The organism is Kineococcus rhizosphaerae (assembly GCF_003002055.1).
In the GTDB taxonomy this organism is placed as follows: Bacteria; Actinomycetota; Actinomycetes; order Actinomycetales; family Kineococcaceae; genus Kineococcus; species Kineococcus rhizosphaerae.
In genome coordinates this window covers 24,979-51,248 of sequence record NZ_PVZF01000014.1, presented here as the reverse complement: position 1 = coordinate 51,248, position 26,270 = coordinate 24,979, and the positions used below count along the sequence as shown (strand labels likewise).

General features: G+C 73.7%; 23 protein-coding genes. 13 read left to right on the top strand and 10 right to left on the bottom strand.

The window, feature by feature from the left end; translation table 11 throughout:
• Nucleotides 1–45 precede the first annotated feature (45 nt).
• Together CLV37_RS22385 and CLV37_RS22380 are read right to left on the bottom strand one after the other, a co-directional pair.
• Nucleotides 46–687: an MBL fold metallo-hydrolase gene (locus CLV37_RS22385; protein WP_106214865.1), complete on the bottom strand. Its 642-nt coding sequence runs from the start codon at nt 685–687 to the stop codon at nt 46–48.
• Nucleotides 684–1,778 carry an S-(hydroxymethyl)mycothiol dehydrogenase gene (locus CLV37_RS22380; RefSeq protein WP_106214664.1) on the bottom strand — a complete coding sequence of 365 codons (1,095 nt, stop codon included), beginning with the start codon at nt 1,776–1,778 and terminating at the stop codon, nt 684–686. The genes CLV37_RS22385 and CLV37_RS22380 overlap by 4 nt, the downstream gene beginning before the upstream one ends.
• Before the next feature lie 56 nt (nt 1,779–1,834).
• On the opposite strand from CLV37_RS22380, the gene cysS reads away from it, so the two are divergent.
• The 5 genes from cysS (at nt 1,835) to CLV37_RS22355 (ending at nt 6,174) form a co-directional block, all read left to right on the top strand.
• Nucleotides 1,835–3,253 carry a cysteine--tRNA ligase gene (cysS, locus tag CLV37_RS22375; RefSeq protein WP_106214662.1) on the top strand — a complete coding sequence of 473 codons (1,419 nt, stop codon included), beginning with the start codon at nt 1,835–1,837 and terminating at the stop codon, nt 3,251–3,253.
• Nucleotides 3,253–4,218, top strand: coding sequence for a 23S rRNA (guanosine(2251)-2'-O)-methyltransferase RlmB (rlmB, locus tag CLV37_RS22370; protein WP_106214660.1), 966 nt, complete (start codon nt 3,253–3,255; stop codon nt 4,216–4,218). Before cysS ends, rlmB begins: the two co-directional genes overlap by 1 nt.
• Nucleotides 4,215–4,607, top strand: a complete 393-nt coding sequence (locus CLV37_RS22365; protein WP_106214658.1) for a hypothetical protein — start codon at nt 4,215–4,217, stop codon at nt 4,605–4,607. Before rlmB ends, CLV37_RS22365 begins: the two co-directional genes overlap by 4 nt.
• 326 nt (nt 4,608–4,933) lie before the next feature.
• On the top strand, nt 4,934–5,602 hold the full coding sequence (locus CLV37_RS22360; RefSeq protein WP_106214656.1) for an SPFH domain-containing protein: 669 nt from the start codon (nt 4,934–4,936) through the stop codon (nt 5,600–5,602).
• A gap of 68 nt (nt 5,603–5,670) precedes the next feature.
• Nucleotides 5,671–6,174: a MarR family winged helix-turn-helix transcriptional regulator gene (locus tag CLV37_RS22355; protein WP_106214654.1), complete on the top strand. Its 504-nt coding sequence runs from the start codon at nt 5,671–5,673 to the stop codon at nt 6,172–6,174.
• 5 nt (nt 6,175–6,179) lie between these two features.
• Here CLV37_RS22355 and CLV37_RS22350 read toward each other — a convergent pair whose 3' ends face one another.
• The 3 genes from CLV37_RS22350 to CLV37_RS22340 all read right to left on the bottom strand — a co-directional run bounded on the left by CLV37_RS22350 (nt 6,180) and on the right by CLV37_RS22340 (nt 9,498).
• On the bottom strand, nt 6,180–7,061 hold the full coding sequence (locus CLV37_RS22350) for an NAD-dependent epimerase/dehydratase family protein (RefSeq protein ID WP_170127441.1): 882 nt from the start codon (nt 7,059–7,061) through the stop codon (nt 6,180–6,182).
• Between the two features lie 17 nt (nt 7,062–7,078).
• Complete coding sequence (locus tag CLV37_RS22345) at nt 7,079–8,344, bottom strand: DUF4032 domain-containing protein (protein WP_106214649.1); 1,266 nt, start codon at nt 8,342–8,344, stop codon at nt 7,079–7,081.
• Nucleotides 8,345–8,421: 77 nt separating this feature from the next.
• Nucleotides 8,422–9,498 carry an ABC transporter ATP-binding protein gene (locus tag CLV37_RS22340; RefSeq protein ID WP_106214647.1) on the bottom strand — a complete coding sequence of 359 codons (1,077 nt, stop codon included), beginning with the start codon at nt 9,496–9,498 and terminating at the stop codon, nt 8,422–8,424.
• Between the two features lie 292 nt (nt 9,499–9,790).
• On the opposite strand from CLV37_RS22340, the gene CLV37_RS22335 reads away from it, so the two are divergent.
• The 6 genes from CLV37_RS22335 (at nt 9,791) to CLV37_RS22310 (ending at nt 17,902) form a co-directional block, all read left to right on the top strand.
• The gene (locus CLV37_RS22335) at nt 9,791–10,273 is read left to right on the top strand and encodes a cation:proton antiporter regulatory subunit (protein ID WP_170127440.1); all 483 of its coding nucleotides are present in this window, start codon (nt 9,791–9,793) and stop codon (nt 10,271–10,273) included.
• Nucleotides 10,274–10,318: 45 nt separating this feature from the next.
• Complete coding sequence (locus tag CLV37_RS22330) at nt 10,319–11,500, top strand: cation:proton antiporter (protein ID WP_106214643.1); 1,182 nt, start codon at nt 10,319–10,321, stop codon at nt 11,498–11,500.
• A 339-nt stretch (nt 11,501–11,839) separates the two neighbouring features.
• On the top strand, nt 11,840–12,802 hold the full coding sequence (locus CLV37_RS22325; protein WP_425433632.1) for an ABC transporter permease: 963 nt from the start codon (nt 11,840–11,842) through the stop codon (nt 12,800–12,802).
• 122 nt (nt 12,803–12,924) lie between these two features.
• A complete protein-coding gene (locus CLV37_RS22320; RefSeq protein WP_106214861.1) occupies nt 12,925–13,770 on the top strand; it encodes an ABC transporter permease family protein in 846 nt (281 codons plus the stop codon).
• Between the two features lie 75 nt (nt 13,771–13,845).
• Entirely contained in the window at nt 13,846–15,489 is a 1,644-nt protein-coding gene (locus tag CLV37_RS22315; RefSeq protein WP_106214641.1) for a type 2 periplasmic-binding domain-containing protein, read from the top strand.
• Nucleotides 15,490–15,520: 31 nt separating this feature from the next.
• Entirely contained in the window at nt 15,521–17,902 is a 2,382-nt protein-coding gene (locus CLV37_RS22310; RefSeq protein WP_106214639.1) for a glycosyl hydrolase family 95 catalytic domain-containing protein, read from the top strand.
• Between the two features lie 29 nt (nt 17,903–17,931).
• Here CLV37_RS22310 and CLV37_RS22305 read toward each other — a convergent pair whose 3' ends face one another.
• Genes CLV37_RS22305 through CLV37_RS22295 form a run of 3 tightly spaced genes read right to left on the bottom strand, consistent with a single transcriptional unit; the run spans nt 17,932 to nt 21,091 of the window.
• Nucleotides 17,932–18,684 carry an SDR family oxidoreductase gene (locus CLV37_RS22305; protein WP_106214637.1) on the bottom strand — a complete coding sequence of 251 codons (753 nt, stop codon included), beginning with the start codon at nt 18,682–18,684 and terminating at the stop codon, nt 17,932–17,934.
• The gene (locus CLV37_RS22300; protein ID WP_211298860.1) at nt 18,681–19,727 is read right to left on the bottom strand and encodes a zinc-dependent alcohol dehydrogenase; all 1,047 of its coding nucleotides are present in this window, start codon (nt 19,725–19,727) and stop codon (nt 18,681–18,683) included. Before CLV37_RS22300 ends, CLV37_RS22305 begins: the two co-directional genes overlap by 4 nt.
• Nucleotides 19,724–21,091 carry an enolase C-terminal domain-like protein gene (locus tag CLV37_RS22295; RefSeq protein WP_106214635.1) on the bottom strand — a complete coding sequence of 456 codons (1,368 nt, stop codon included), beginning with the start codon at nt 21,089–21,091 and terminating at the stop codon, nt 19,724–19,726. The genes CLV37_RS22300 and CLV37_RS22295 overlap by 4 nt, the downstream gene beginning before the upstream one ends.
• A 170-nt stretch (nt 21,092–21,261) precedes the next feature.
• Here CLV37_RS22295 and CLV37_RS28905 point away from each other — a divergent pair, with 170 nt between their 5' ends.
• Nucleotides 21,262–21,945 (top strand): FadR/GntR family transcriptional regulator, encoded by a 684-nt coding sequence (locus tag CLV37_RS28905; protein ID WP_281260553.1) that lies wholly within the window; start codon nt 21,262–21,264, stop codon nt 21,943–21,945.
• Between the two features lie 11 nt (nt 21,946–21,956).
• Here the strand turns inward: CLV37_RS28905 and otsB are convergent, their stop codons facing one another.
• Entirely contained in the window at nt 21,957–22,760 is an 804-nt protein-coding gene (gene otsB, locus CLV37_RS22285) for a trehalose-phosphatase (RefSeq protein ID WP_211298858.1), read from the bottom strand.
• Nucleotides 22,757–24,181, bottom strand: a complete 1,425-nt coding sequence (locus tag CLV37_RS22280) for an alpha,alpha-trehalose-phosphate synthase (UDP-forming) (protein ID WP_106214633.1) — start codon at nt 24,179–24,181, stop codon at nt 22,757–22,759. The genes otsB and CLV37_RS22280 overlap by 4 nt, the downstream gene beginning before the upstream one ends.
• Before the next feature lie 160 nt (nt 24,182–24,341).
• On the opposite strand from CLV37_RS22280, the gene CLV37_RS22275 reads away from it, so the two are divergent.
• Nucleotides 24,342–26,267: a serine/threonine-protein kinase gene (locus CLV37_RS22275; RefSeq protein WP_106214631.1), complete on the top strand. Its 1,926-nt coding sequence runs from the start codon at nt 24,342–24,344 to the stop codon at nt 26,265–26,267.
• Nucleotides 26,268–26,270: the final 3 nt, after the last annotated feature.

Below are 26,270 nucleotides of genomic sequence, written 5' to 3'. Positions count from 1 at the left end.
CAGGTGATCAACAGGTCGGCACCCCGCCGCGCGGGTCGGTGCCCCTCAGTGCCCCCGGTCGACCCACTCCTGCAGGTGCGGGCTCTCGTCGCCGATCGTCGTGTCGTCCCCGTGGCCGGTGTGCACGCGGGTCTCGGGAGGCAGCTCGAACAGGACGTCGCGGATCGAGTCGACGATCGTGGCGAAGCTGGAGAACGAGCGGCCCGTGGCCCCCGGGCCCCCGGCGAACAGCGTGTCGCCGGTGAAGACCGTCGCCAGCTCCGGGGCGTACAGGCTCACCGCCCCCGGCGTGTGGCCGGGGGTGTGCAGGACGTGCAGGTCGGTCCCGGCGACCGTGACGACCTCCCCGTTCGCCAGGTCCGTCGTCGGCACGCCCTCGTGGGTCAGCTCCCAGACCTCGCGGTCGGCCGGGTGCAGCAGGACCGGCACCGGGTGGGCGTCGGTGGAGAACCTCGCCGCCAGGGCCGGGGCCTGCCGGACGTGGTCGTCGTGGGCGTGCGTGCACACCACGGCCAGCAGCCGGCGGTCCCCGACCGCGGCCGCGATCGCCTCGACGTCGTGGGGGGCGTCGATCACGACGACCTGCTCGTCGTCGCCGACGATCCACACGTTGTTGTCGACGTCGAACGTCTGCCCGTCCAGGGAGAACGTGCCCGACGTCACGAGGTGCTCGACCCGGGCGCTCAGAAGATCACCACCGAGCGCAGCACGTCGCCGGCCTGCATGGTGGCGAAGGCTCGCTCGACGTCGCCGAGCCCGATGCGCTCGGACACGAACGCGTCCAGCGGCAGCCGGCCGTCCGCGTGCAGCTCCAGCAGCTGGCCGAAGTCGCGCTCGGGCAGGCAGTCGCCGTACCAGGACGACTTCAGCGCCCCGCCGCGGCCGAACACGTCCAGCAGCGGAACCTGCAGCTGCATCTGCGGCGTCGGCACCCCCACCAGGACGACCGTGCCCGCGAGGTCGCGCGCGTAGAACGCCTGCCGCCACGTCTCGGGGCGGCCCACCGCGTCGATGACGACGTCGGCGCCGAAGGAGTCGGTGAGGTCCTGCACGGCCTTCACGACCTCGTCCTCGGACAGCCCCCGCGAGTTCACGGTGTGCGTGGCGCCGAGCTGCTTCGCCCACGCCAGCTTCTTGTCGTCCAGGTCGACCGCGATGACCCGGCGGGCCCCGGCCAGCACGGCCCCGGCGACGGCCGCGCACCCGACGCCCCCGCAGCCGATGACCGCGACGGTGTCCCCGCGCTGCACGGGGGCGGTGTTGACCGCGGCCCCGATCCCGGCCATGACGCCGCAGCCCAGCAGCCCGGCGACGGCCGGGTCCACGGAGGGGGCCACCTTCGTCGCCTGACCGGCCGCCACCAGCGTCTTGGCCGCGAACGCGCCGATGCCCAGGGCCGCGGTCAGGGGGGTGCCGTCGGTCAGGGTCATCTTCTGCGTGGCGTTGTGGGTGGCGAAGCAGTACTGCGGCCGGCCGCGCTTGCAGGCGCGGCACTGCCCGCACACCGCGCGCCAGTTCAGGACCACGGTGTCGCCGACGGCGACGTTCGTGACGCCCTCGCCGACCGCCGAGACGACCCCGGCGGCCTCGTGGCCCAGCAGGAACGGGTAGTCGTCGGTGATGCCGCCCTCGCGGTAGTGCAGGTCGGTGTGGCAGACGCCGCACGCCTTCACGTCGACGACCACCTCCCCGGCGACCGGGTCGGGCACCACGATGTCGACGGTCTCGACGGGCGCGCCCTTGCTGCGGGAGATGACTGCGGGAACGGTCCAGGCCATGGGGGGACCCTAACGACGCGCCCGGACACCCGCAGCGCCCCGGTAGCCTGGAGCCCGTGACCCTCCACCTGCACGACAGCGCCAGCGGCGCGGTGCGCGAGTTCGCGCCGCTCGTCCCCGGGCAGGTCGGCATCTACGTCTGCGGCCCCACGCCGCAGGGGTCACCGCACCTCGGTCACGTCCGCAGCCAGGTCGCCTTCGACGTGCTGCGCCGCTGGCTGGAGCGGTCCGGGCTGGCCGTGACGATGGTCCGCAACGTCACCGACATCGACGACAAGATCCTCGCCAAGGCCGCCGAGGCCGGGGTCGAGTGGTGGGCGCACGCCTACCGCCACGAGCGGGAGTTCTCCGCGGCCTACGACGCCCTCGGCGTCCTGCCCGCCACCGTCGAGCCGCGCGCGACGGGCCACGTCCCGGAGATGGTCGAGCTCATCGCCCGCCTCGTCGAGCGCGGCCACGCCTACGCCGCCGCCGACGGCTCCGGCGACGTCTACTTCGACGTGCGCTCCTGGCCCGCCTACGGCGAGCTGACCCACCAGGAGCTCGACGACATGGAACCGGCCGCCGACGCCGACCCGCGCGGCAAGCGCGACCCGCGGGACTTCGCGCTGTGGAAGGGCGCCAAGGCGACCGAACCCGCCAGCGCCTCCTGGGACACCCCCTGGGGTCGTGGACGTCCCGGTTGGCACCTGGAGTGCTCGGCCATGATCGGGCGCTACCTCGGGCCGGCGTTCGACATCCACGGCGGCGGCCTGGACCTGCGTTTCCCGCACCACGAGAACGAGCAGGCCCAGTCCCGCGCCGCTGGGGACGGGTTCGCCAACTTCTGGCTGCACAACTACTTCGTCACCATGTCGGGCGAGAAGATGAGCAAGTCGCTCGGCAACGTCCTCGGCATCCCGCACCTGCTGGAGAGCCACCGCGCCGTCGCCCTGCGCTACTACCTCGTCGCCGGGCACTACCGCTCGCACCTGGAGTGGTCGGAGAACTCCCTCGTCGAGGCCGAGGCCGCCTACTCCCGGCTCGAGGGGTTCGTGCGCCGGGCCGCCGAGCGCCTGGGCACTCACGGCGAGCCCGCGCAGGTGCCGGCGGCCTTCGCGGCCGCGATGGACGACGACCTGGCCACCCCCGCGGCGCTCGCGGTCCTGCACGACACCGTCCGCGCCGGGAACTCGGCGCTCGCGTCCGGGGACGAGGCGGGGCTGCGCGCGGCGCTGGACGAGGTCCGCGCCGGGCTCGACGTGCTGGGGCTGGACCCGTTCGCCCACCCCTGGGCGTCGCAGGCCCGGGGCGCCGACGGCTCCCGGGACGCGCTGGACGTGCTCGTGCGCGCCCGGCTCGAGGACCGCGCCGCCGCCCGCGCGGCGAAGGACTTCGCCACCGCCGACGCCGTGCGCGACTCCCTGAAGGCCGCGGGCATCGTGATCGAGGACACCCCCACCGGGGCACGGTGGGTTCTGGAAGGTGAGCAGTAGTGGCAGGCAACTCCCAGCGCCGCGGCGCGACGAGCAAGGGCAAGAAGGGTCCGACGGGGGGCAGCGGCGGCAAGAACCGGCGCAGCCTCGAGGGCAAGGGGCCGACGCCCAAGGCCGTCGACCGCCCGTACCACCCCGCCGCGAAGGCGGCCGCCAAGGGCGCGCACCGCTCGGCGACCACCAACGCGCGCCCGGGCGGGCGTCCCCCGGTGCGGCGCAAGAGCACCGGTGAGACCGAGTGGATCGCCGGCCGGAACTCGATCGTCGAGGCGCTGCGCGCGGAACTGCCCATCACGGGCATCTACGTCGCCTCGCGCATCGAGAGCGACGACCGCGTGCGCGAGATCCTCAAGGCCGCCGGCGACCGCGGCATCCCGCTGCTGGAGGCCTCGCGCCAGGACCTCGACCGGTTCACCGACGGCGCCGTCCACCAGGGTGTCGCGGCCAGCGTGCCGCCGTACGACTACCAGCACCCTATGGACCTGCTGGAGGCTGCGGTCGACTCCGGCCGTCCGGCGCTCATCGTGGCCCTCGACGGGGTCACGGACCCGCGCAACCTGGGCGCGGTCGTCCGCTCGGTCGCCGCGTTCGGCGGTCACGGCGTGGTCGTGCCCGAACGCCGGGCCGCGGGCATGACGGCCTCGGCGTGGAAGACGTCGGCCGGTGCGGCCGCACGGGTCCCCGTCGCGCGCGCGACGAACCTCAACCGGGCCCTGGAGGAGTACCAGAAGGCCGGGCTGTTCGTCGTCGGCCTGGACGCCGAGGGCGACGTGGACCTGCCGGAGCTGCGGCTCGCCGACGGCCCGATCGTCGTCGTGGTCGGCGCCGAGGGCGCGGGCCTGTCCCGGTTGACGCGCGAGAAGTGCGACCAGGTCGTGAGCATCCCCATGGCCGGTGCCGTGGAGTCCCTCAACGCCGGGGTGGCCGCGGGCATCGCGCTGTACGAGGTCGCGCGGCACCGGTGAGCCTCGACGTCTTCGTCACCCGGTACGCCGACGGGGCCGAGGCCGGCCTCGACCCCGCGGCGGTCCGGGCCGTCCTGGAACCGGTGGCCGCCGAGCGCGACCGGCAGCACTCCTTCCTGCGCGTCGGCACCGAGGACGAGTCCCTGGACGTCTACGGCTGGGACGGTTCGGACGCGCCGCTGGAGCAGTTGATGATCGAGATCGACGGCGAGGACGTGCGCCCCCTGGTGCTCGAACTGGCCCGGCGCACGCGGGCCGCCCTCGCCCTGGAGGACGGGCCGGTCGCGGTCACCGACGCCGACCTGCTGGCCCACCTGCCCGCCGAGCTGCGGGCCGGTGCCGTGGTCGTCACGTCGGTCGAGGAGTTCAGCGCCTTCCTCGCCGGCTGAGGCGCCCTCCCCGCGCCTGCGGCAGACGGGGGAAAACCCCGGGAGCCGGGGCCGCGGACACGGCACACTGGTCCGCGTCCCCGTCACCGGGCCCCCGGCGTCGCCGGTGGGGTTTCCGGACGTCGGCGGTGACGCGCTGTGGTGACAGGTCCCTGTCGAGGTTCGACTCCTCCGCAGTGGCGTCACTTCCTGCCCGGCCCACCGGCCGGGGCTGCCGGCCACGACCAGCGGGCCGCCACGTGCGTGTGGCGGTCCCCGTCGCGACCGTTCGCAGGAGGTGATGTCCACGCCTCGGCGCCCGGTACCGATCCAGGGAGAGCACCGCCGTGGCCCGCCACGTCACCGTCCGCACCGGAACCCGCGCCGTCGTCACTGTCGACGGGCTCGTCGTCGCCGTCCTCGACCCGGGGCGCCACCGCCTGCCCGGCCGGCGGTCCCGGCGCGCGGTCGAGGTTGTCGACGTCCGCGAGAACCTCCTGCTGATCACCAGCCAGGAGGCCGCGGCGCTCGACGTCCCGGGGGTCCGGTTCGCGATCGCGGTGCGGCTGCGCACCGTCGACCCCGTCGCGTTCGGCACGGTCTCGCAGAGCCCGCTCGACGACGTCCGGCTGTCCGCGCAGGTCGCGGCCCGCGACTGGATCGCTGCGCGGACCCTCCAGGACGTCCTGACGGAACGGGCCGGTGCGACGGCGGACCTGACGGCCGGCGTCGCAGCCGGCGTCGCGCGGTTCGGCGTCGAGGTCCTGGAGGTGGCGTTGCGGGACGTGACCGTCCCCGGTGAGGTCCGCCGGGGTCTGCTCGAACTCGCCGTCGCCCGGCACGAGTCGGCAGCCCGCCTGGAGCGGGCCCGGGGCGAGACGGCTGCCCTGCGCGCTCTGGCCAACGGGACCCGTGCGCTGCAGGACAACCCGGCGCTGTTGCAGCTGCGCACGGTGCAGGCGGCGGTCGAGCGGGGCGGGCAGGTGGTCCTGCACGTCGGGGAGGTCGCCGGTTAGCATCGTGAACGGGCAGTCTGTTGAACCAGCAGGTATTTGAAAAGACAAATACCTGCTACCCTGTCCGGATGACTGAGCAGACGCCCCGCTGGCTCAACCCTGACGAACGCCGCGTGTGGCTGCGCCTCAGCGCGCTCATGGAACTGCTGCCCGCCGCGCTCGACGCGCAGCTGCAGCGCGACGCCGACCTGACGAAGACGGCGTACCTGACCCTGGCGATGCTGTCCGAGGAACCCACCCGCAGCCTGCGGATGAGCGAGCTCGGTGCTCGTTCCAACGCCAGCCCCTCGCGCATCTCCCACGTCGTCTCCCGCCTGGAGAAGGACGGCTGGGTGCGCCGCGAGAAGAGCCCCTGCGACGGGCGCGGGCAGGTCGCGATCCTCACCGACGCCGGCTACGACAAGGTCGTCGCCTCGGCGCCCGGGCACGTCGAGCGGGTCCGGGAACTCGTCTTCGACCCGCTGGCCGAGGGCGACCTCGGCGACCTGGACGCCGTCATGGTCAAGCTGCTCGACGTGCTCGACCCGGACGCCCGGTTCGCCGCGACCGCCCTGGCCCGCGAGGTCTGCTGAGCCGCCTACACGTGGTCGCGCCAGGAGTGCTGGGGCTCGTACCCCAGCACCCGGCGGGCCTTGTCGATGGACAGCAGGGTCTCGTGCTCGGCGAGCTCCTTGCGGACCTCGACGCCCGGGTACACCTCGGCCAGCAGCGACGCCGACGAGCGCGTCATGACGGTGTCGGCGTTGGCGACGATGCACACCTCGACCCCGGGCCCCTTGCGCTGCAGGGCCAACCGCACCGCCTGGGCGCCGTCGCGGGCGTCGATGTAGCCCCACAGGTTCCACTTGCGCAGCGTCGGGTCGTGGTCGAACGAGGGGAACTTCGCGTAGTCCTCCACGTGCATGACGTTGGAGAACCGCAGGCCCGTCATCGTCAGGTCCGGGACCCAGCGGCAGAAGTGCCGCGCCATCTCCTCCTCGAGGGACTTCACGAGCGAGTACGTCGACTCCGGCCGCACCGGGTACTCCTCGTCCAGCGGCGCGTACGGCGGGGGAGCGGCCTCGAACGGCAACCCCAGCACCGTCTCGCTGGAGGCCCACACCACGTTCTTCACCCCCGCGGCGCGCGCGGCGTCGAACACGTTCCAGGTGGCCGCCGAGTTGTTGCGGAACGTCGTCGCGTTCGGTGCCAGCCCCGGGGCGGGGATGGCTGCGAGGTGCACGACCGCCTCGAAGGGCCCACCGCGTTCCTCGATGCGGCCCGTCAGCGCCTCGGTCACCTGCCCGTGGTCGCTCAGGTCGATCCGCACGAACTGCACGTCGTCGCCGGCCACCAGCCCCGGGGGCGGGGTCTGGTCCAGCGCGAGCACCGAGTACCCGTGGTCGAGCAGGTCGCGCAGCACGACGCGGCCCAGCTTTCCGGCCGCTCCCGTCAGGGCGATCCGGGTTCCTGCAGACACCAGCGTCCTCCAGCGGTTCAGTCGTCGTCGGCGACCACGCGGATCGCCTGGGTGTCGACGCCGAGCACGGCTCGTTCGTCGGGTTTGTTCGGCAGCACAGCCGTCACGTAGGAGTGGACGGCCTCTTCGAGGCCGACGTCGCGGCTGGCCTTCTCGGACAGGTACCAGCGGTGTTCCAGCACCTCGTGGAACAGTTCAGCGGCCTCCATGCGACCCCGCAACTCGCGGGGGACCGCGCGCTGCACGGGTTCGAAGACGTCGGCCACCCAGTCGTGCGCCACGATCTCCTCGTCCTCGCCCTGGCGGTCGTTCGCCGCGGTGTAGGAGTCGAGGTCGTTGAGCAGCCGGCGCGCCTGGTTCTCCTCCGCGTCCAGCCCCGTCAGGCGCAGCAGCCGGCGCGAGTGGTGACCGGCGTCGACGACCTTCGGCTCGATGCGGACGGTGGTGCCGTCGATGTCGGTGGTGATGGCCAGCTCGCCGACGTCGAACCCCAGGTCGTTCAGGCGCCGGATGCGGGCCTCGACGCGCCAGCGCTCGCCCTTCTCGAAGGACTCCGGCTCCGTCAGCTCCACCCACAGCGCCTCGTACCGGGACACGATGCGGTCCGCGATCGCCAGCACCTCGTCCATGTCGGCGTCCAGCGCCTCGGAGGCCACGACGTCCATGAGCTCGCCCGCGATGTTCGTGCGGGCCAGGTCGAGGTCGTAGGCGCGCTGCCCCGTGGACAGCTCGTCGTACAGCTCACCGGTCTCGGCGTCCACGAGGTAGGCCGCGAAGGCCCCCGCGTCGCGCCGGAACAGGGCGTTCGACAGCGACACGTCGCCCCAGTAGAAACCCGTCAGGTGCAGCTTCACCAGCAGCACCGCGAGCGCGTCGACGGCGCGCTTGGCGGTGTCGGGGCGCAGCATCTGGCTGTACAACGCGCGGTAGGGCAGCGAGTACTGCAGGTGGCGCGTCACCAGCACCGCGTTCAAGGGCTCGCCGTCGCGGTCGACGCGGCCGGTGATGACCGCCACCGGTGCCACGGACGGCACCTCGAGGCGGTTCAGCAGCCGCAGCATCCGGTACTCGCGGTGCGCGATCGGCGCGTTCGTCTCCTTGACCGCCAGCACCCGGTTGCCGAGCTTCACGAACCGCACGACGTGCCGGGAGATGCCTCGCGGCAGCGCGGCCAGGTGCTCCTGCGGCCACTCCTCCAGCGGGACGTCCCACGGCAGGTCCAGGAGCTGGGGGTAGGGCCGGGCTGCGGTGATCTGCAGCGACGCCGCCGTCTCGGTGCTCACCGCGTCATCCTCTCAGGCTCGGACGCGCGAAGGGCCGCCAACTCCCGGGGGGAGCCGACGGCCCTTCGCCGCGGACGTCAGGCGCCGATGCGCTCACCGCTGGTCACGTCGAACAGGTGCACGTGGCCCTGCTTCGGCGTGAAGTGGACCGTCGAGCCCTTCTCCGGGGGACGGCGGCCGTCGACGCGCGCGATGACCTGGTGCGACTCCCCGCCCGGCTGGGCCAGCGAACCGTAGATGTAGGCGTCGGCGCCGAGCTCCTCGACGACCTCGACCTGCACCGGCAGACCGGAGGTGGACAGCTCCAGGTCCTCCGGGCGGACGCCCAGGGTGACCTTGTTGCCGGTGCCGGAGAGCAGACCGCGCTCCACGGGGTGGACGGTGTCGCCGAACTTCAGGCCGCCGTCGGTGGCGTCCAGGGTCAGCAGGTTCATCGCGGGCGAGCCGATGAACCCGGCGACGAAGACGTTGTTCGGGTGGTCGTACATGCGGCGCGGGGTGTCGACCTGCTGCAGCAGACCGTCCTTGAGGACCGCGACGCGGTCACCCATCGTCATGGCCTCGACCTGGTCGTGCGTGACGTAGACCGTCGTGACGGCCAGCCGGCGCTGCAGCGACGCGATCTGGGTACGGGTCTGCACGCGCAGCTTGGCGTCGAGGTTCGACAGCGGCTCGTCCATGAGGAAGACCTGCGGCTGGCGGACGATCGCGCGGCCCATGGCGACGCGCTGACGCTGACCACCGGAGAGGGCCTTCGGCTTGCGGGTCAGGTACTGCTCGAGGTCGAGGATCTTCGCGGCTTCCTGCACACGACGCTTGATCTCGTCCTTGGGCGTGCCGGCGATCTTCAGGGCGAAGCCCATGTTGTCGGCGACCGTCATGTGCGGGTACAGCGCGTAGTTCTGGAACACCATCGCGATGTCGCGGTCCTTCGGCGGGACCGTCGTGACGTCGCGGTCACCGATGAGGATGCGTCCGCCGTTGACGTCCTCGAGACCGGCGAGCATGCGCAGGGAGGTGGACTTGCCGCAGCCGGAGGGGCCGACGAGGACGAGGAACTCGCCGTCCTCCACGTGCAGGTCCAGGGCGTCGACCGCGGGCTTGTCGCCCCCGGGGTAGATGCGCGTCGCCTTGTCGAACGTGACCGTAGCCATCGTCGTGTGTCCTTCCACCGGCAGGTACGTGCCGGACGATCCGTCGTGGAATGGGGTCTTCAGTTGTCCCGGGCTCGGCCACCGTGAACGGTCGCGTCGCTGCGGTCCCCGGATCATGCACGACGAACCGGGCCGGGGCAAGGGTCGCGGCCGTGCGCTTTTCGCCACGTCCGCCGGGATGGTCCCGGGCCGACGCGTTGTTGACACCCGTGGACGCCACGTGAGTACGGCGTCCGGGGGACAGCTGGCGCCCTGGTCGTCGGCTCCCTCGAGCGTGGAGGACACTGGGGACGTGGACCTGGAAGAGACCAAGCTGCCCGGCGTGGGGCTGCGGCACGACTTCACCACCGCCCGCGGGCGGCGCATCGGGGTGATCTCGACCCGCGGCGGCGAGCGCGAGCTGCTCGTCTACTCCCAGGACGACCCCGACGCGTGCCACGCCGTGATCGACCTCGACGGCGACGAGGCCGAGGTGCTCGCCGAGCTGCTCGGTCAGCCGCGCGTCATCGAGCGCCTCGCCCGGCTGCGCGAGCAGATCGAGGGGCTGGCCACCGAGGGCATCTACCTCGAGGACGGCTCGCCGTACGTCGGCAGGACCCTGGGCGACGCCGCGATCCGCAGCCGCACCGGCGCCTCCGTCGTGGCGCTCGTGCGCAACGGCGAGGTCGTCCCCTCGCCCGTGCCGTCCCAGCAGTTCCGCTCGGGTGACAAGATCGTGGTCGTCGGCACCCAGGAAGGCGTCCGCGCGACCGCGGAACTGCTGCACAACGGCTGATCACGCGGGCTGACGCCCCACCACCGGAAGGACGGACCTCGACAGGTGCACACCGCTGCTCTGCTCATCGAGCTCGGTGCGGTCATCTTCGGGCTCGGTCTCGTCGGTCGCCTCGCCGGACGCCTCGGCATCTCCCCGGTGCCGCTCTACCTGCTCGCCGGCCTCGCCTTCGGGGCCGGCGGGGTCTTCCCGCTCAACGCCCCCGAGGGCTTCCTCGACGCGGCGTCGGAGATCGGCGTCGTCATGCTCCTGCTCCTGCTGGGGCTGGAGTACTCCGCCGGCGACCTGCTGGGCAACCTGCGCCGCCAGGCCCCCGTCGGGGTCCTCGACCTGCTCCTCAACGGCCTGCCCGGGGCGGCGTTCGGGCTGCTGCTCGGCTTCGGGCCCATCGGCGCCCTGGCCATGTTCGGCATCACCGCCGTCAGCTCCTCCGGCATCGTCGCCAAGGTCCTGGCCGACCTCGGCCGCCTCGGCAACCGCGAGACCCCCGCCGTCCTCGGGATCCTCGTCCTGGAGGACCTCGGGATGGCCGTCTACCTGCCCGTGCTGACCGCCGTCCTGGCCGCCTCCGGGGTCTGGGAGGCGACCGGCTCGGTCCTCATCGCCCTGGCGTGCCTGGCCGTCGCTCTCGTCGTCGCCCTGCGCTGGGGCCACGTCATCTCGAAGTTCGTCTCCGCGGGCTCCAGCGAGGTCACGCTGCTGCGCGTCCTGGGCCTGGCGCTCCTGGTCGCCGGGGTCGCCGAGCAGCTGCACGTCTCCGCCGCCGTCGGCGCGTTCCTGCTCGGCATCAGCCTGTCCAACGACCTGGAGGAGGAGGCCCACCACCGCCTCGAACCCCTGCGGGACCTGTTCGCCGCCGTGTTCTTCGTCTCCTTCGGCCTCTCGACCGACCCCAGCTCGCTGCCGCCGGTGCTGCTGCCCGCGCTCGGTCTCGTCGTGGTCGGGGTGGGCACCAAGCTCGTCACCGGCTGGGTCGCCGCCAAGCGCGCCGGCATCGCCGTGCCCGGCCGCGTCCGCGCCGGGGCCGCGCTCATCCCGCGCGGGGAGTTCTCCATCGTCATCGCCGGCCTGGCCACCGCCGCCGGCGTCGACCCCCGGCTCGCGGCGCTCGCGGCCGCCTACGTCCTCGTGATGGCGGTCCTGGGCCCGGTGCTGGCGCGCTTCGCCGACCCGTGGGCGCGCGCGTACGTCCGCCGGCAGCGGGAGAAGGCCGTCACGGCCCGCTGAGGCCCGCGGGGCGCCCGTCGCCGCCCGCCCGTGCACCCGGCTGCACCGTGACCCGTCCGAGGTGTTCCTCGCGGGGCCGTCCGCCGTGCCGTGGACCGGCGGCCGAGGAGTGGGTTGACACTCCAAACATCAGACCATTAGCGTCAACGGACACACACAGCTTTGATGCGCTCAACGAGGAGGCACCATGTTCGCGCTCCTGGTGTGCCGGAAAGATGCGAGTACCCAGCGATCGTGCGACCGGTGCTCCCGATCTCGCTGTATTGATCAGATGACTGAGGACGGCTCGAGGTCCACCGGGGGACCGGCGGGGACCAGCCGCGGGGAGCACCCGTGGCCCTGACCCCGCTGCGGCCCACGACGGTCGCGCGTGCCGCGGACACGGGCACCCGTGGTCGCTCCGCGGCCCGGCGCAGCCTGCGCCGGCACTGGCAGCTGTACCTGATGCTGGCCGTCCCGCTGCTGTGGTTCGTCGTCTTCAAGTACGTGCCGATGGTCAACGCCGTCATCGCCTTCAAGCAGTACAACGTGGTCGACGGCATCTGGGGCAGCGACTGGGTGGGCCTGGCCAACTTCCAGCGCTTCTTCGACAACCCGGTCTTCGGCCGCATCGTCTCCAACACGTTCATCCTGTCCGTGTACGCCGTGCTGGCCGGTTTCCCGGTGCCGATCGTCCTGGCGCTGGCGATCAACGAGGTGCGGCTGCGCTTCTTCGCCCGCACGGTCCAGCTCGTCACCTACGCCCCGTTCTTCATCTCCACGGTGATCATCGTGTCGATGACGATCCTGGTGCTGTCCCCGCGCATCGGGCTGCTCTCGGACGTCTTCGGCTTCTTCGGGGCCGACCAGCCCAACGTGCTGGGTGACCCGGACGCCTTCCGGCACGTCTACGTCTGGACGGACGTGTGGCAGACGGCCGGGTACTCGGCCGTCATCTACCTCGCGGCCCTGGCCGGCATCGACCCCACGCTGTACGAGGCGGCCCGGGTCGACGGGGCCAACCGCCTGCAGAAGATCATCGCCGTCGACCTGCCCGGCATCGCGCCCACCGCCGTGATCATCCTCATCCTCGGCGTCGGCAACGTCATGTCGCTCGGCTTCGAGAAGGCCTTCCTGCTGCAGAACCCGCTGAACCTGTCGCAGTCGGAGGTCATCGCGACCTACACCTACAAGGTCGGTCTCATCAACGCCGACTTCAGCCTCGCCAGCGCCATCGGCCTGTTCAACTCCGCCATCAACCTCGTGCTGCTGGTGACGGTCAACCGGGTCGCCAAACGAGTCACCGGGAGTGGTCTGTGGTGAGCGGCACGACGCAGTCCTCGACGTCCTCGGCGCAGGAGCGACCCGCGAGGCGGCCCCGGCGGCCGGCGGGCCAGGTGCACCGGTCGCGGCAGGTGAAGGACCCCACGGTCGACCGCGTGTTCATGGTCGGGGTCTACGTCCTGCTGGTCACCGCGCTCGTGGTGGTCCTCGTCCCGCTGCTGTACATCCTCGCCAGCTCCTTCAGCTCCCCGGCGGCGGTCTCGGCCGGGCGGGTGTTCCTGTGGCCGGTGGACTTCACGGTGCGCGGCTACGAGGTGGCCCTGAGCAACTCGGCGATCGTCACCGGCTTCCTCAACTCGCTCGTCTACACCGTCGTCGGCGCGCTCATCAGCGTCGTCCTGACGATCATGATCGCCTACCCGCTGTCCATCCCCGACCTGTGGGGCCGCAAGGCGATCACCAAGTTCGTCGTGTTCACCATGCTCTTCGCCGGCGGCATCATCCCCACCTACCTCGTCGTGCAGGCCCTGGGGCTGCTCGACACCCGCGGCGCGCTGCTGCTGCCGCAGGCCATCGGCGTCTGGCAGGTCATCATCGCCGTGGCCTTCCTGCGCTCCTCCATCCCCGACGAGCTGCACGAGGCCGCGCAGCTCGACGGCGCCAGCGACCTGCGCATCCTGTTCACCGTCGTCCTGCCGCTGGCCAAGCCGCTCATCGCCGTCATCGCCCTGATGTACGGCATCGCGCAGTGGAACTCCTACTTCGACGCCCTGCTGTACCTGCGCGACCCCGACCTGGCCCCGCTGCAGATCGTGCTGCGCAACATCCTCATCCTCAACACCTCCGGGGGCAGCACCGACGCCGCCGCGATGATGGAGCGCCAGCAGCTGGCCAACCTGCTGAAGTACTCCCTCATCGTCATCGCGACCGTCCCGCTGCTGCTCGTCTACCCGTTCGTGGCCCGCTACTTCACGAAGGGCATCCTCGTCGGCGCGGTCAAGGGCTGACCCGGCGCCCGGCCCCCCCGCTCGTCCCACCACCGTCCGGCGACACGGTCGTCGCCGCCCACCGAAGGGATCCCCATGTCCGCACGACCCGTGTCCGCACGACGACGTCCCCGCGCCCTGGCCCTGGCCCTGGCCGCGCTCACCCTCTTCGCCACGTCCTGCTCCTCCGGGGAGGACGCCGGCGAGGACGCCCAGAAGCTGACGATCTTCGCCGCCCAGGGGCCGGACACCGACCTGGCCTCGAACTCCTTCAGCAAGGAGATGGAGAAGCTCACCGGCACCACGTTCGACTGGCAGACGACGACCTGGGACGGCACCACGGCCGCCGAGGCGCGGCGGATCCAGCTCGCCGGCGGGGACTACCCCGAGGTGTTCCTCATGGTGCCGTGGGTCGACCAGTTCTCCCAGCAGGACCTGCTGCGCTACGGCCAGCAGGGCGTCCTGCAACCGCTGAACGACCTCATCGAGAAGAACGCCCCGAACATCAAGGCGACGTTCGCCGAGAACCCCGACTATGCGAAGCTCGCCACCGCCCCCGACGGCAAGATCTGGGGCCTGCCGCAGTGGAACGACTGCTACCACTGCTCCTACCAGGCCAAGTTGTGGATCAACACGGACTGGCTGGACAAGCTGGGCCTGAAGATGCCCACCACCACCGACGAGTTCTACGACGTCATGGTGGCCTTCAAGACGAAGGACCCCAACGGCAACGGGCAGGCCGACGAGATCCCGCTGACCTCCAGCGTCGACGACCTGCTGCTGCCGTACTTCGTCAACGCCTTCCTCTACGACCCCCAGGGCAGCGGGACCTACCCCTCCACGCTGGCGCTGGAGGACGGGAAGGTGACCCTGCAGGCCCGCCAGGACGCCTACCGGAAGGCCCTGGCCTTCATGGCCAAGATGTACGCCGCGGGCCTCATCGACCCCGCCGCCTTCACCCAGAACCGCGACGCCCTCGTCGCCAAGGGCGACAACGCCGAGGCGCCCCTCGTGGGGGCCGCGACGGCGTTGCACCCCAACATCTTCGTCACCACCGGGCAGGACGACGGGCGCGACAAGGCCTACCAGGCGCTGCCGCCCCTGAAGGGCCCGGACGGCGTGCAGTTCGCCTCCTACAACCTGCCCAGCATGCCGGGCGCCACGTTCGCACTGACGAACAAGGCCAGCGAGGACGAGCAGGTCGCGGCCATCAAGATGATCGACTACATGTTCCCCCAGGACCAGCACGCCCGCGCCGAGTTCGGCATCGAGGGCAAGGACTGGTTCAAGCCCGAGCCGGGGGAGAAGGCCCTGGACGACGAGCTCACCCCGTTCGCCCGCGTCCCCGAGGCCGACCCGAACGTCAAACCCGCCAACGACGGCTGGGGCCCGCTCGCGCAGTACAACTCCAACGCCGACTTCCGCAACGGCCAGGTGCAGCCCGCCGACGGGTACGAGCGCAAGCTGTTCGAGGCCAGCAAGCTGTACGAGCCGTACGTGCCGCAGGACCAGGTGTTCCCGTACTGGTCGGTCTGGGTGCCGCAGGAGGAGTCGGCCGAGGTCGCCGAGCTCACCACCAACATCCAGAACCTCGTCAGCCAGGCCAGCGCCGAGTTCGTCACCGGGACCCGGGACGTGAACGACGACGCGGCGTGGACGTCCTACGTCGACGAGCTCGACAGCACCGGCCTGTCCCGGTACCTGCAGATCGAGCAGAAGGCGTACGACGCCACCAAGTGATCCACCGCCCCCGCCCCGACCCCGGAGAACCATGACCCGCCTGCCCAGCCCCCGGTACGTCATCGCCTGCGACCGCCCCGCCACCCGGTTCGCCGACGCGTTCCTGCTCGGCGACGGGCGGTTGGGGGCGACCGTCGCCGGGGGCGTGGGGACGGAGACCTTTGACCTCAACGCCGACACGCTGTGGTCCGGCGGGCCGATCGGGCCCCGCGACGACGCCGGCGCCGCGCACGTCCTGCCCGCGCTGCGCGAGGCCGTCGCCGCTGGGGACCACCACCGGGCCGACGAACTCGCGGTGCAGCTGCACGGCCCCGGCTGGACGCAGTCCTACCAGCCCGTCGGCCGGCTGGCCTGGCACCACGACCCCGGGGCGGGGACCGAGGAGGTGCAGGGGTACGTCCGCGACCTCGACCTGTCCCGGGCCGTGGCCGGCACCCGGTACTCCCGCGACGGGGCCGAGCGCGTCGTCGAGGCGTTCGTCGCCCCCGGCGCCAGCGCCCTCGTCGCGCTCGCGCCCACCGCGGGCGAGGACCTGCCCGCGGTGGAGTTCACCAGCCCGCACCCGCTGCTGCTGCACCGGGTCGAGGAGGTCGCCGGGGGCACCCTGCTGCTGGCCGCCGGCCGGGTCCCGGCCGGCGTCGTCCCGAACTACGTCCCCTCCGAGGACCCGGTCCGGTACGCCGACGACGACCCGGCCGCGGACGGCACGGTCGCGCGCGGCGGGGGTTTCGCCGTCGCCGCGCTCGTGCACGCGGACGGTGACGGCACGACGGCCCGGTTGACGGCCACCGTCGTCACCGGGTTCCGCGGCTGGCGCGAACGCCCGCTCGCCGACGTCGAGCTGCTGGCGCAGCGGGCGCGCGAGCAGGTCCTGGCCGCCGCGGCCGTCCCGGCGGCGCAGCTGCGCGAGCGCACCGAGGCCGAGCACCGCCGGTTCTTCGACCGGGTGGACCTGGACCTGACGGCCGCGCCGGGGCGCGAGGAGGACGTCGCCGTCGCCCAGCAGGTCTTCGACCTCGGCCGCTACCTGCTCGTGGCCTCCTCCCGGCCCGGGACGCAGGCCGCGAACCTGCAGGGCATCTGGAACGTCGACGTCCGCCCGGGCTGGAGCAGCAACTACACGACGAACATCAACGCCACCATGAACTACTGGGCGGCGGAGACGACCGGCGTGGCCGAGCTGCACCGCCCGCTGCTGGACCTGGCCCGCGACCTCGCCGAGGCGGGGCGCGAGACCGCCCGGCTGGACTACGGCGCGCGCGGGGCGGTCGTGCACCACAACACCGACGTGTGGCGCTTCACGCGGGCGGTGAACGGGCGCCCCCTGTGGTCGAACTGGCCCTCGGCGCTGCCCTGGCTGGCGGCCCACGCCTTCGACCACCTCGACTTCGGGGCCGCCGCCGACGACGTCCTGACGCAGGTGGCCCTGCCGGTGCACCGCGCGGCCGTGGCCGCCGCCCTGGACCTGCTCGTCGAGGACCCCGCCACCGGGGCGCTGCTGCCCAGCCCGTCGACGTCGCCGGAGAACACGTTCCTGCTGCCCGACGGGTCGCAGGCCGCCGTGACGGCCGGTTCGACGATGGACCGCGAGCTGACCCGCGAGGTGTTCACCCACTACCTGCAGCTGCTGGAGCGGGACGGGTCCGCCGGCACCGGGGGCGAGGACGGGGACGAGGCGTTGGCCGCCGAGGTGCGCTCCGCGCTGGCCCGGCTGGCCGGACCGGCCGTCGTCGACGGCGTCCTGCAGGAGTGGGGTCCGGGCCTGGTCTCGGCCGAACCCGGGCACCGGCACGTCTCGCACCTGTACGGCGTCTTCCCCGGGACGAGCACCACCCGTCGCCGCACCCCCGAACGGCTCGACGCCGCCCGCCGGGCGCTGCAGGACCGGCTCGGCCACGGCGGCGGTCACACCGGGTGGAGCCGGTCGTGGGTGGTGTGCCTGGCGGCTCGGTTCGGCGACGGCGCCGCCGCCGAGGAGCACCTGCGCGTCCTCGTCGCCGACCTCATGTCGGAGTCCCTGCTGGACCTGCACCCGCACCCGGACTGGCCGGGCGGGGCCATCTTCCAGATCGACGGCAACTTCGGCGCCGTCGCCGGCATCGCCGAGACCCTGCTGCAGGGCCACGACGGGGCGCTGGACCTGCTGCCGGCCCTGCCGCCGGCGTGGGTGGACGGGTCGGTGCGCGGGCTGCGCGCCCGCGGTGGGCACGTGGTGGACCTGACGTGGGCGGGCTCCGCGCTGACCCGGGCGCGCGTCGTCGCCGGCCGCGACGGCGAGCTGGCCGTCCGCGTGCACGGCGTCCCCGTCACCGTCACCACGGCCGACGGCGAACCCGTCGCGAAGGGGGCGGACGAGGACCTCGCGTGGACGGCGCGCGCCGGCGCGGAGTACCTCGTGGAGCCCACCCGGTAGGTCCGGCGGCGCCCGCCGGCCCGGCCGCCTCAGCGGGCGAGCCAGCCCCCGTCGGCGGCCAGCACGACCCCGTGCACGTAGTCGGCCGCGGGGCTGGCGAGGAACACGACGGGACCGGCGACGTCCTCGGGGGTGGCCCACCGCCCGGCGGGGATGCGCTCCAGCAGGGCGCGGGACCGCTCGGGGTCGGCGCGCAGCGCGGCGGTGTTGTCGGTGACGACGTAGCCGGGGGCGACGGCGTTGACGTTGACCCCGCGCGGGGCCCACTCGTTGGCCAGGGCGCGGGTCAGGCCCGCGACGGCGTGCTTGGAGGCGGTGTACCCCGGCACGTTGATCCCGCCCTGGAAGCTCAGCAGCGACGCGGTGAAGACGACCTTGCCCCGGCCGCGGGTCAGCATCGTCGCTCCGACGCGCCGGGTCAGCGCGAACTGGCTCGTGAGGTTGACCTGGACGACGTGGTCGAAGTCGGCCTGGGGGTGCTCGGCGGCCGGGGCCCGGCGGATCGTGCCGGCGTTGTTGACCAGCACGTCCACCTCCCGCTGCGCGAGGGCGTCGCCGAGGGCGGCGACGGCCGCCGGGTCGGCGAAGTCGCAGCCCAGCGCCTCGTAGCGCCGGCCCGTGGCGCGCACCTCGTCGGCGACCTCGTCCTGCGGGGGCCGGGTGGCGACGCCGATCACGTCGGCCCCGGCGGCGGCCAGGGCCACGGCGCAGGCGCGTCCGATGCCGCGGCTGGCGCCGGTGACGACGGCCAGGCGCCCCGTCAGGTCGAAGGGGCCGTTCACGCGTCGCCCTGCGCCGGGCGGCAGTCCACGAGCACCTTGACCGCACCGCCGTCGGCGAGCGCCGCGAAGGCCTCCTGGACGCGGGCCAGCGGCAGGACGCGCGAGACGAGCGCGGCGACGGGCAGCTCCCCGCCGGCGACGAGCCGCACGGCCTCCTCCACGTCGCGGCGCTCGTACAGCCGCGCCCCGAGCAGTTCGAGCTCGCGCCAGAAGAAGGGGTGCAGGTCGACCTCGCGGGGGGCGGCGTGGATGCCGACCAGGCACAGCCGCCCGCGCACGGCGAGCGCGCCGATCGCGGCGCCCAGGCCGGGCGCGGAGCCGGAGACCTCGAAGGCGACGGCGGCCCCGGCCCCGCCGGTGCGCTCGCGGGTGAGGGCGGCGAGGTCCTGGGCCAGCGGGTCGACGACCTCCAGGCCGAGCGTCGCGGCCAGCTCCCGGCGGGTGGCGTCGGGTTCGGACAGGACGACCTCGGCGCCGGCCCGCCGGGCGACGAGGGCGATGAGCAGGCCGACGGGGCCGCCGCCGACGACGGCGGCGAACTCGCCCGGGGCCAGGCGGGAGCGGCGGACGTCGTGGACGGCGACGGAGGTGGGTTCGAGCAGCGCCGCGTCGCGCGGGTCGGTCCCGTCGGGGACGCGCACGAGGGTGTGCTCGGGGACGACCCAGTGCTCGGCGAGGGCGCCGGGGGAGTCGATGCCGAGGAAGTCGAGGTGGTCGCACACGTGGGAGAACCCGTTGCGGCAGGTGGCGCACGTGCCGTCGGGGCGCAGCGGGACGACGGTGACGAGGTCGCCCACCGCCCACCCCGTCACGCCGGGCCCGAGGGCGCTGACGGTGCCCACGGTCTCGTGCCCGATGACGGCCGGGGTGCTCACCCGGGCGTCCATGTGGCCGGCCGCGATGTGCAGGTCGGTGCCGCAGATGCCGGTGAACAGCGGGGCGACCTCCACCTCGCCGGGGCCGGGGGAGCGGCGTTCGACGCGGTCGGCGCGCACGTCCCCGGCGCGGTGGTACCGGGCGGCGAGGTGCGTGGTGGTGCTCACGCCAGGATCCCCTCGGCGGCGACGGCCTGCGGGGCGCGGCGGGCGGCCCACACGGGCCCGTCGGGGAAGGTGTGCGCGGCGATGGAGGCCGCCAGCATCTCCCCGCCCCCGCCGAGGGCCAGCGGTGCCCGGTAGCGGCCGTTCTCCAGCTGCACGGGGGTGACGAAGTGCTCGTGCAGGTGGTCGACGTGCTCGACGACGCGGTCGGTCCAGGTCCCGGAGACGCTGACGTAGTCGGCCATCGACAGGTGCTGCACCATCTCGCACAGCCCGACCCCGCCGGCGTGCGGGCACACCGGGACGCCGTGGTGGGCGGCCAGCAGCAGGATCGCGAGGTTCTCGTTGACGCCGGCGACGCGGGCGGCGTCGATCTGGACCACGTCCACCGCCCCGGCCTGCAACAGCTGCTTGAACACGACGCGGTTGGCGACGTGCTCGCCGGTGGCGACCTTGATGGGGTGCAGCGCCCGGCGGACGGTCGCGTGCCCCAGGACGTCGTCGGGACTGGTGGGTTCCTCGATCCAGTAGGGGTCGTAGGGGGCCAGCGCGCGCATCCAGGTGATGGCGTCGCCGACGTCCCAGCGCTGGTTGGCGTCCACGGCGATGCGGACGCCGTCGCCGACGGCGGCGCGGGCGACCTCCATGCGGCGCACGTCGTCGAGCAGGTCGGCGCCGACCTTGAGCTTGATCTGGGTGAACCCGTCGGCGACGGCCTGCTTGGCCAGCCGTTCCAGCTTCTCGTCGGAGTAGCCCAGCCAGCCGGGGGTGGTGGTGTAGGCGGGGTACCCGCGGCGCAGCAGCTCGTCCTCGCGCTCGGCCCGGCCGGGCACGGCGCGCTGCAGCAGGGTCAGGGCCTCGCGCTGCGTCATGGCGTCGGTGAGCCAGCGGAAGTCGACGAGGGAGACGACCTCCTCGGGGTCCAGGTGCGCGAGCAGCCGCCACAGCGGCTGTCCGGCGCGCTTGGCGCGCAGGTCCCAGGCGGCGTTGAGGACGGCGCCGACGGCCATCTGCACGACGCCCTTCTCGGGGCCCAGCCAGCGCAGCTGCGGTTCGTGCACCATCTCCTTCGAGAACGCGCCGAGGTCACCGAGGACGTCGTCGACGCGTCGGCCGACGACGAAGGGGGCCAGGGCGTGGATCGCCGCGGTCTGCAGGTCGTTGCCGCGGCCGGTGGTGAAGGCCAGCGCGTGGCCCTCGTGCCCGTCGCCGGCGTCGGTGCGCAGGACGGCGTACGCGGCGGAGTAGTCCGGTTCGGGGTTCATCGCGTCCGAGCCGTCGAGGTGCTCGGAGGTGGGGAACCGGACGTCGTGGACGTCCAGGCTGGTGAACACGGCGGGGCGGGTGGACAAGGTTCCTCCAGGCATCTGATGAATCACCTCGTCGTGGAAGCCCACCGTGGGGCGATGTCGGAGATGAACTGCTGGCGACGAACCTAACCACCCCAGACATCAGATGTCTAGATCGACCGCGGTGGAGGGCAGAATGAGCGGGACCGCCGGGACGCCGTGCCTCGGCGACGGGGCAGGGGGTGGGTGTGGCCGCACCGCTGACGGAGGCCGCCATCGAGCGCATCCGGGAACTGGTCCGGCGCGGGGACCTGCGCCCCGGCCAGCGGCTGCCGGCCGAGGCCGCCCTGTCCGAGCAGCTGGGCGTCTCCCGCTCCGGCCTGCGCGAGGCCGTGCGCGCCCTGGCCACCGCCGGGGTCCTGGAGGTGCGCCGCGGCGACGGGACCTACGTCACCAGCCTCACCCCGGAACTGCTGTTCACCGGCATCGGCGAAGCCGTCGACCTCATGGCCGACGAGCACCTGCTCGCCGTCATGGAGTGCCGCCGGCTCATCGAGCCGCAGGCCACCGCCCTGGCCGCCACCCGCGCCGACGCCGAGGCCCTCGACCTCGTCACCCACCACCTGCGGTGCATGGAGCAGGCCGACGACGAGGAGGGTCTCGTCGCCCACGACGAGCAGTTCCACGGCGCCGTCGCCGCCGCCAGCGGCAACGCGGCCCTCGCCGCGATCCTGCGCGGGATCTCCGGGGCCACCGTCCGCGCCCGGGTGTGGCGGGCCCTGACCGTCGCCGACTCCCGCGAGCGCACGATCGCCGAGCACGCCGCCATCCACGCCGCCGTGCGCGACGGCGACCGCGAGCGCGCCCACGCCGCCGCCCTGCTGCACGTGGCCAACGTCGAGGCGTGGCTGCGCACGACGCTGCGGGCCTGAGCGTTCGGCGCTCAGGCCCGCCGGTCGGCCAGGGCGTGCAGCAGCTCGGCCACCTCCACCGGTGAGCCCACCCGCAGCGACGCCGCCGTCGGCCCCTCGCCCACCTTCACCGTCACGTCCCCGGCGTCCGGGTCGAGGGCCTTGAAACCGTCCTCGTCCGTGACGTCGTCGCCGGCGAAGAGCACCGCCTCCACCGCCGGGCCCGCGGCCGACAACCGCTCGCGCAGCCGCCGGATCCCGGCGCCCTTGCCGAGGGCCACGGCGCCGAGCTCGACGACCTCCTTGCCCCGCAGCGCGTGCACGCCCTCCCACGTGGCCGGCCCCGCCAGCACCGCCTCCGTCGCCGCCGCCGCGTCCGGGCGCGAGGCCCGGCGGGTGTGCAGCACCGCCGACATGGGTTTGCGCTCGACGTGCACGCCCTCGCGCCCCTGCGCGATCCCGTCCAGCGCCGAACCCAGCCGCTGCAGCAGGTCCTGCTGCTCACCGGTCAGCGCCTGACCGCCCGCCGCGCCCTCCAGGGAGCTCTGGGTGCCGTGCCCGCCCACGAGGACGACACCCGCCGGGGGAGCCGCGCACGCGCGCAGGTCGTCCAGGTCGCGGCCCGAGACGAGCGCCACGTCCGTCGTCGCCACCAGCCGCTCCAGCGCGGCCGACGCCTCCGGCAGCGGACGCGCCGCCGACGGCTCGTCCACCAGCGGGGACAGCACGCCGTCGAAGTCCAGGGTCACCAGGACCCGTCCGCGCGCCGCGAACGCCGCCAGGGCCGCGTCGAGCGCCGCGTCCAGGCCCGCTCCGGGAGCCACCTCGCGGCTCACGCCTGCCCCGCCCCCGTGCGCGGCTCGTGGTCGGCGAGGGCCTGCAGGAAGGAGGCCGCCCAGCGCTGGACGTCGTGCTCGGCGACGCGCCGGCGCAGCGAGCGCATCCGCCGCCCCGCCTCGCGCGGGGGCATCCGCAGAGCCCGGACCATCTGCTCCTTCAGCCCGTCGATGTCGTGCGGGTTCACCATCAGCGCCTGCCCCAGCTCGTCCGCGGCGCCCGTGAACTCGCTCAGCACCAGCACCCCGCGCTCGTCGTGGCGCGAGGCGACGTACTCCTTGGCGACGAGGTTCATGCCGTCGCGCAACGCCGTCACCAGCATCACGTCCGCGGCCAGGAACAGCGCCGCCATCTCCTCGCGCCCGTAGGAGTGGTGCAGGTAGTGCACCGCGGTGTTCTTGATGGTCCCGTGCGTGCCGTTGATCCGCCCGACCGTCACCTCGACGTCCTGCCGCAGCTGGATGTACTGCTCCACGCGCTCGCGCGACGGCGTCGCCACCTGGATCAGCGCGGCCTCCTCGACACCGACGTCGCCGTCGTCGAGCAGCTCCTCGAACGCCTTCAGCCGGTGCAGGATCCCCTTGGTGTAGTCCAGGCGGTCCACCCCCAGCAGCACGTGCTCCGGGTTGCCGAGGTCGCGCCGGATCTCCGCCGCGCGCGCCTTCACGTCCTCGCGCTGGGCCAGCTCGTCCAGCGTCTGGTAGTCGATCGAGATCGGGAACGACGCCACGCGGACCTCCCGGCCGCCCTCGGCGTCCAGCCGGATCCGCCCCGAGCGCGCCGGCAGGTTCGAGGCCCGCCGGCAGGCCCGCGCGAAGTTGCTCGCGTCCGCCGCCCGCTGGAACCCCACCAGGTCCGCCCCCAGCAGGCCGTCGATGACCGCCTTGCGCCACGGCAGCTGCGCGAAGATCTCGAAGGGCGGGAACGGGATGTGGTTGAAGAAGCCGATCTGCAGGTCCGGCCGCCGCTCGCGCAGCATCCGCGGCACCAGCTGCAGCTGGTAGTCCTGGACCCACACCGTCGCGCCCTCGGCGGCCTGCTGGGCCGCCGCCACCGCGAACCGCTCGTTGACGCGCACGTACGCCTCCCACCAGCTGCGGTGGTAGCCCGGCGCGACGATCACGTCGTGGTAGAGCGGCCACAGCGTGCCGTTGGAGAACCCCTCGTAGTAGTCCTCGACCTCCTCGGCCGACAACCCGATCGGCACGCACCGCACGCCCTCGGCGTCGAACGGCTCCGGGGGCTCACCGGGCGAACCGGCCCACCCGACCCACGCCCCGTCCTCGCGCTGCATGACCGGCTCCAGCGCCGTCACCAGACCGCCCGGGCTGCGCCGCCAGGACGTCGAGCCGTCGGGCTCCTCCACACGGTCGACGGGGAGCCGGTTGGCCACCACCACCAGGTCGTAGTCGCCGGCCATGGGGGGATCCTCCTAGGGGTAGCGCGTGCTCAGACCCTAGCGGTGCCCCGCCGCCCGCACCCGTCGTGATCCGCGGGCGGCGCCCGGACGTCGCCGCCCGGACTTGTGAAGAGCCCGTGCGCACCCGGGCCGGCACCCCCGCGTCCCGTACCGTGGGGCCGTGGTCACCCCCTACCCGCACCCCGGCGGCGACGCGCGCACCCGCGCGGTCGGCACGGGTGCCGGTGAGCCCGACCCGCGCCCCGACCCGCACGCCGGACGCACCCCCGCCCAGGACTGGCGCCCCCACCTGCACGTCCCCGCCCCCGGCGACAGGCTCGGCCGCTACCGCCTCGACCGCGAGATCGGCCAGGGCGGCATGGGGATCGTCTACCTGGGCCTGGACGACGAGCACCGCGCCGTCGCCATCAAGGTCCTCAAACCCCACATCGCCGCCGACCCGCAGGCCCGCCAGCGCCTGGCCCGCGAGGTGTCGACCCTCGAACGCGTCCGGTCCCCGCGCGTGGCCGAGGTCCTCGCCGCCGACGTCGACGGCCAGTGGCCGCACCTCGTCACCCGCTACGTCCCCGGCCCGCCCCTGGAGCACGTCGTCCAGACCCGCGGCCCGTTGCGCGGCAGCAGGTTGCGCGATCTCGGGCACGGACTGGCCGAGGCCCTGCACGCCATCCACGCCGCCGGTGTCGTGCACCGCGACCTCAAGCCCAGCAACGTCCTCGTCCTCGACGGGCTGCCCGTCGTCATCGACTTCGGCATCGCCCACGTCGCCGACGACGTCCGCCTCACCTCCACCGGCCTCGTCATGGGCACCCCCGGCTACCTCTCGCCGGAGGTCGTCGCCGGCGGGCTCGTCTCCCCGGCCACCGACTGGTGGGGCTGGGCCGCGACCGTCGCCTACGCCGCCAGCGGCCGCCCGCCCTTCGGCAGCGGCCCCATGGAGGTCGTCCTCGACCGCGTCCGCCGCGCCGACGTCGACCTGTCCGAGGTCCCCGCCGACCTGCGCGGCCCGATCCTGGCCGCGCTCGCGGTCAACCCCGCGCACCGCCCGCACCCCGAGGCCCTGCTGCGCGCCCTCGACGGGGCGACGACCGCGCCGCAGGCCCACGTCGACCCCGTGGCGCGCACCACCGCCGTCCCGGCCCCCGTCCCGCCGCGGGCGACGCCGCCGCGGTCCCGGTTCGAGTCGCTCATGGCCGACGAGACGACCGACCTGCCGCGGACCGCCCAGCCGGCCGCCGAGCGCCCCGCCGAGGCGACGAGCGTGCTGCCCCCCGTCCGGCCCGCGCCACCGACGACGCCGTTCGCGCAGGCCGGGCCGGCCTCGGCGCCCCGGCCGTCCGCCCAGCAGGCCCCGCCCGGCTGGATCCCGCGCGTCCCCGGCCCCGGGCCGCTGGAGCAGCCGCCCCGGGACGCGCCGCAGGGCTGGCCGCCGAACGCCCACCCGACCGCCGCGCACCCCGCCGCCCAGTCCGCCGCCCAGGCCCCGCCGCGGACGGGCACCAACGGTGAACCGGCTCGCCCGCAACGGTCCTGGACGATCCTCGCCGCGCTGCTCGCCCTCGTCGGCGTGTTCGCGGTCGCCCCGGCCGCCGGTGTCCTCATCGCCCTGGTGGGCGGGACCGTGGCGCGCACCGTCGACCGGGTCGCCGCCGGGCTCTTCCGGCGCCGCTGGGAGGCCGGCCCCCGGTCCACCGACGCCCTCGCGGTCGGCGCGGCGACGCCGTGGCACGCCTTCCGCGCCGCGGTGTCGACGGTGTTCGCCGCGATCGTCCCCGTGCTCGTGGGGATCAGCGTCGCCTTCATCCTCGGCACCTTCGGCCAGGGCGCCCTCGGCGGCTACGGGAGCTCGACGACCCTCGCCCTCAGCGGCCTGGCCGGCACGCTCGTCGCCTGGCACGGCCCGGGCGGGCGCTCGCTGCAGCGCGGGGCGCGGACGGCGATCCGCAGCGCCCTGCGGGGTGAGCGGGAGACCGGCATCGCCATCGGCGTGCTGCTGCTCGTCGCCTCCGCCTCGGCGCTCATGGTGCTCGGGGGGACCGCGCCGGACTGGCGGCCGCTGGCGTCGTCACCGTTCGACTGGCTGCACTGAGCC

Bases quoted from the DNA above. Each gene is read 5' to 3' on its own strand.
- CLV37_RS22380 (WP_106214664.1), bottom strand. From the start codon at position 1,778: ATGGCCTGGACCGTTCCCGCAGTCATCTCCCGCAGCAAGGGCGCGCCC.
- CLV37_RS22355 (WP_106214654.1), top strand. From the start codon at position 5,671: ATGACTGAGCAGACGCCCCGCTGGCTCAACCCTGACGAACGCCGCGTG.
- CLV37_RS22340 (WP_106214647.1), bottom strand. From the start codon at position 9,498: ATGGCTACGGTCACGTTCGACAAGGCGACGCGCATCTACCCCGGGGGC.
- CLV37_RS22320 (WP_106214861.1), top strand. From the start codon at position 12,925: ATGGTCGGGGTCTACGTCCTGCTGGTCACCGCGCTCGTGGTGGTCCTC.
- CLV37_RS22315 (WP_106214641.1), top strand. From the start codon at position 13,846: ATGTCCGCACGACCCGTGTCCGCACGACGACGTCCCCGCGCCCTGGCC.
- CLV37_RS22310 (WP_106214639.1), top strand. From the start codon at position 15,521: ATGACCCGCCTGCCCAGCCCCCGGTACGTCATCGCCTGCGACCGCCCC.
- CLV37_RS22295 (WP_106214635.1), bottom strand. From the start codon at position 21,091: ATGCCTGGAGGAACCTTGTCCACCCGCCCCGCCGTGTTCACCAGCCTG.
- CLV37_RS22280 (WP_106214633.1), bottom strand. From the start codon at position 24,181: ATGGCCGGCGACTACGACCTGGTGGTGGTGGCCAACCGGCTCCCCGTC.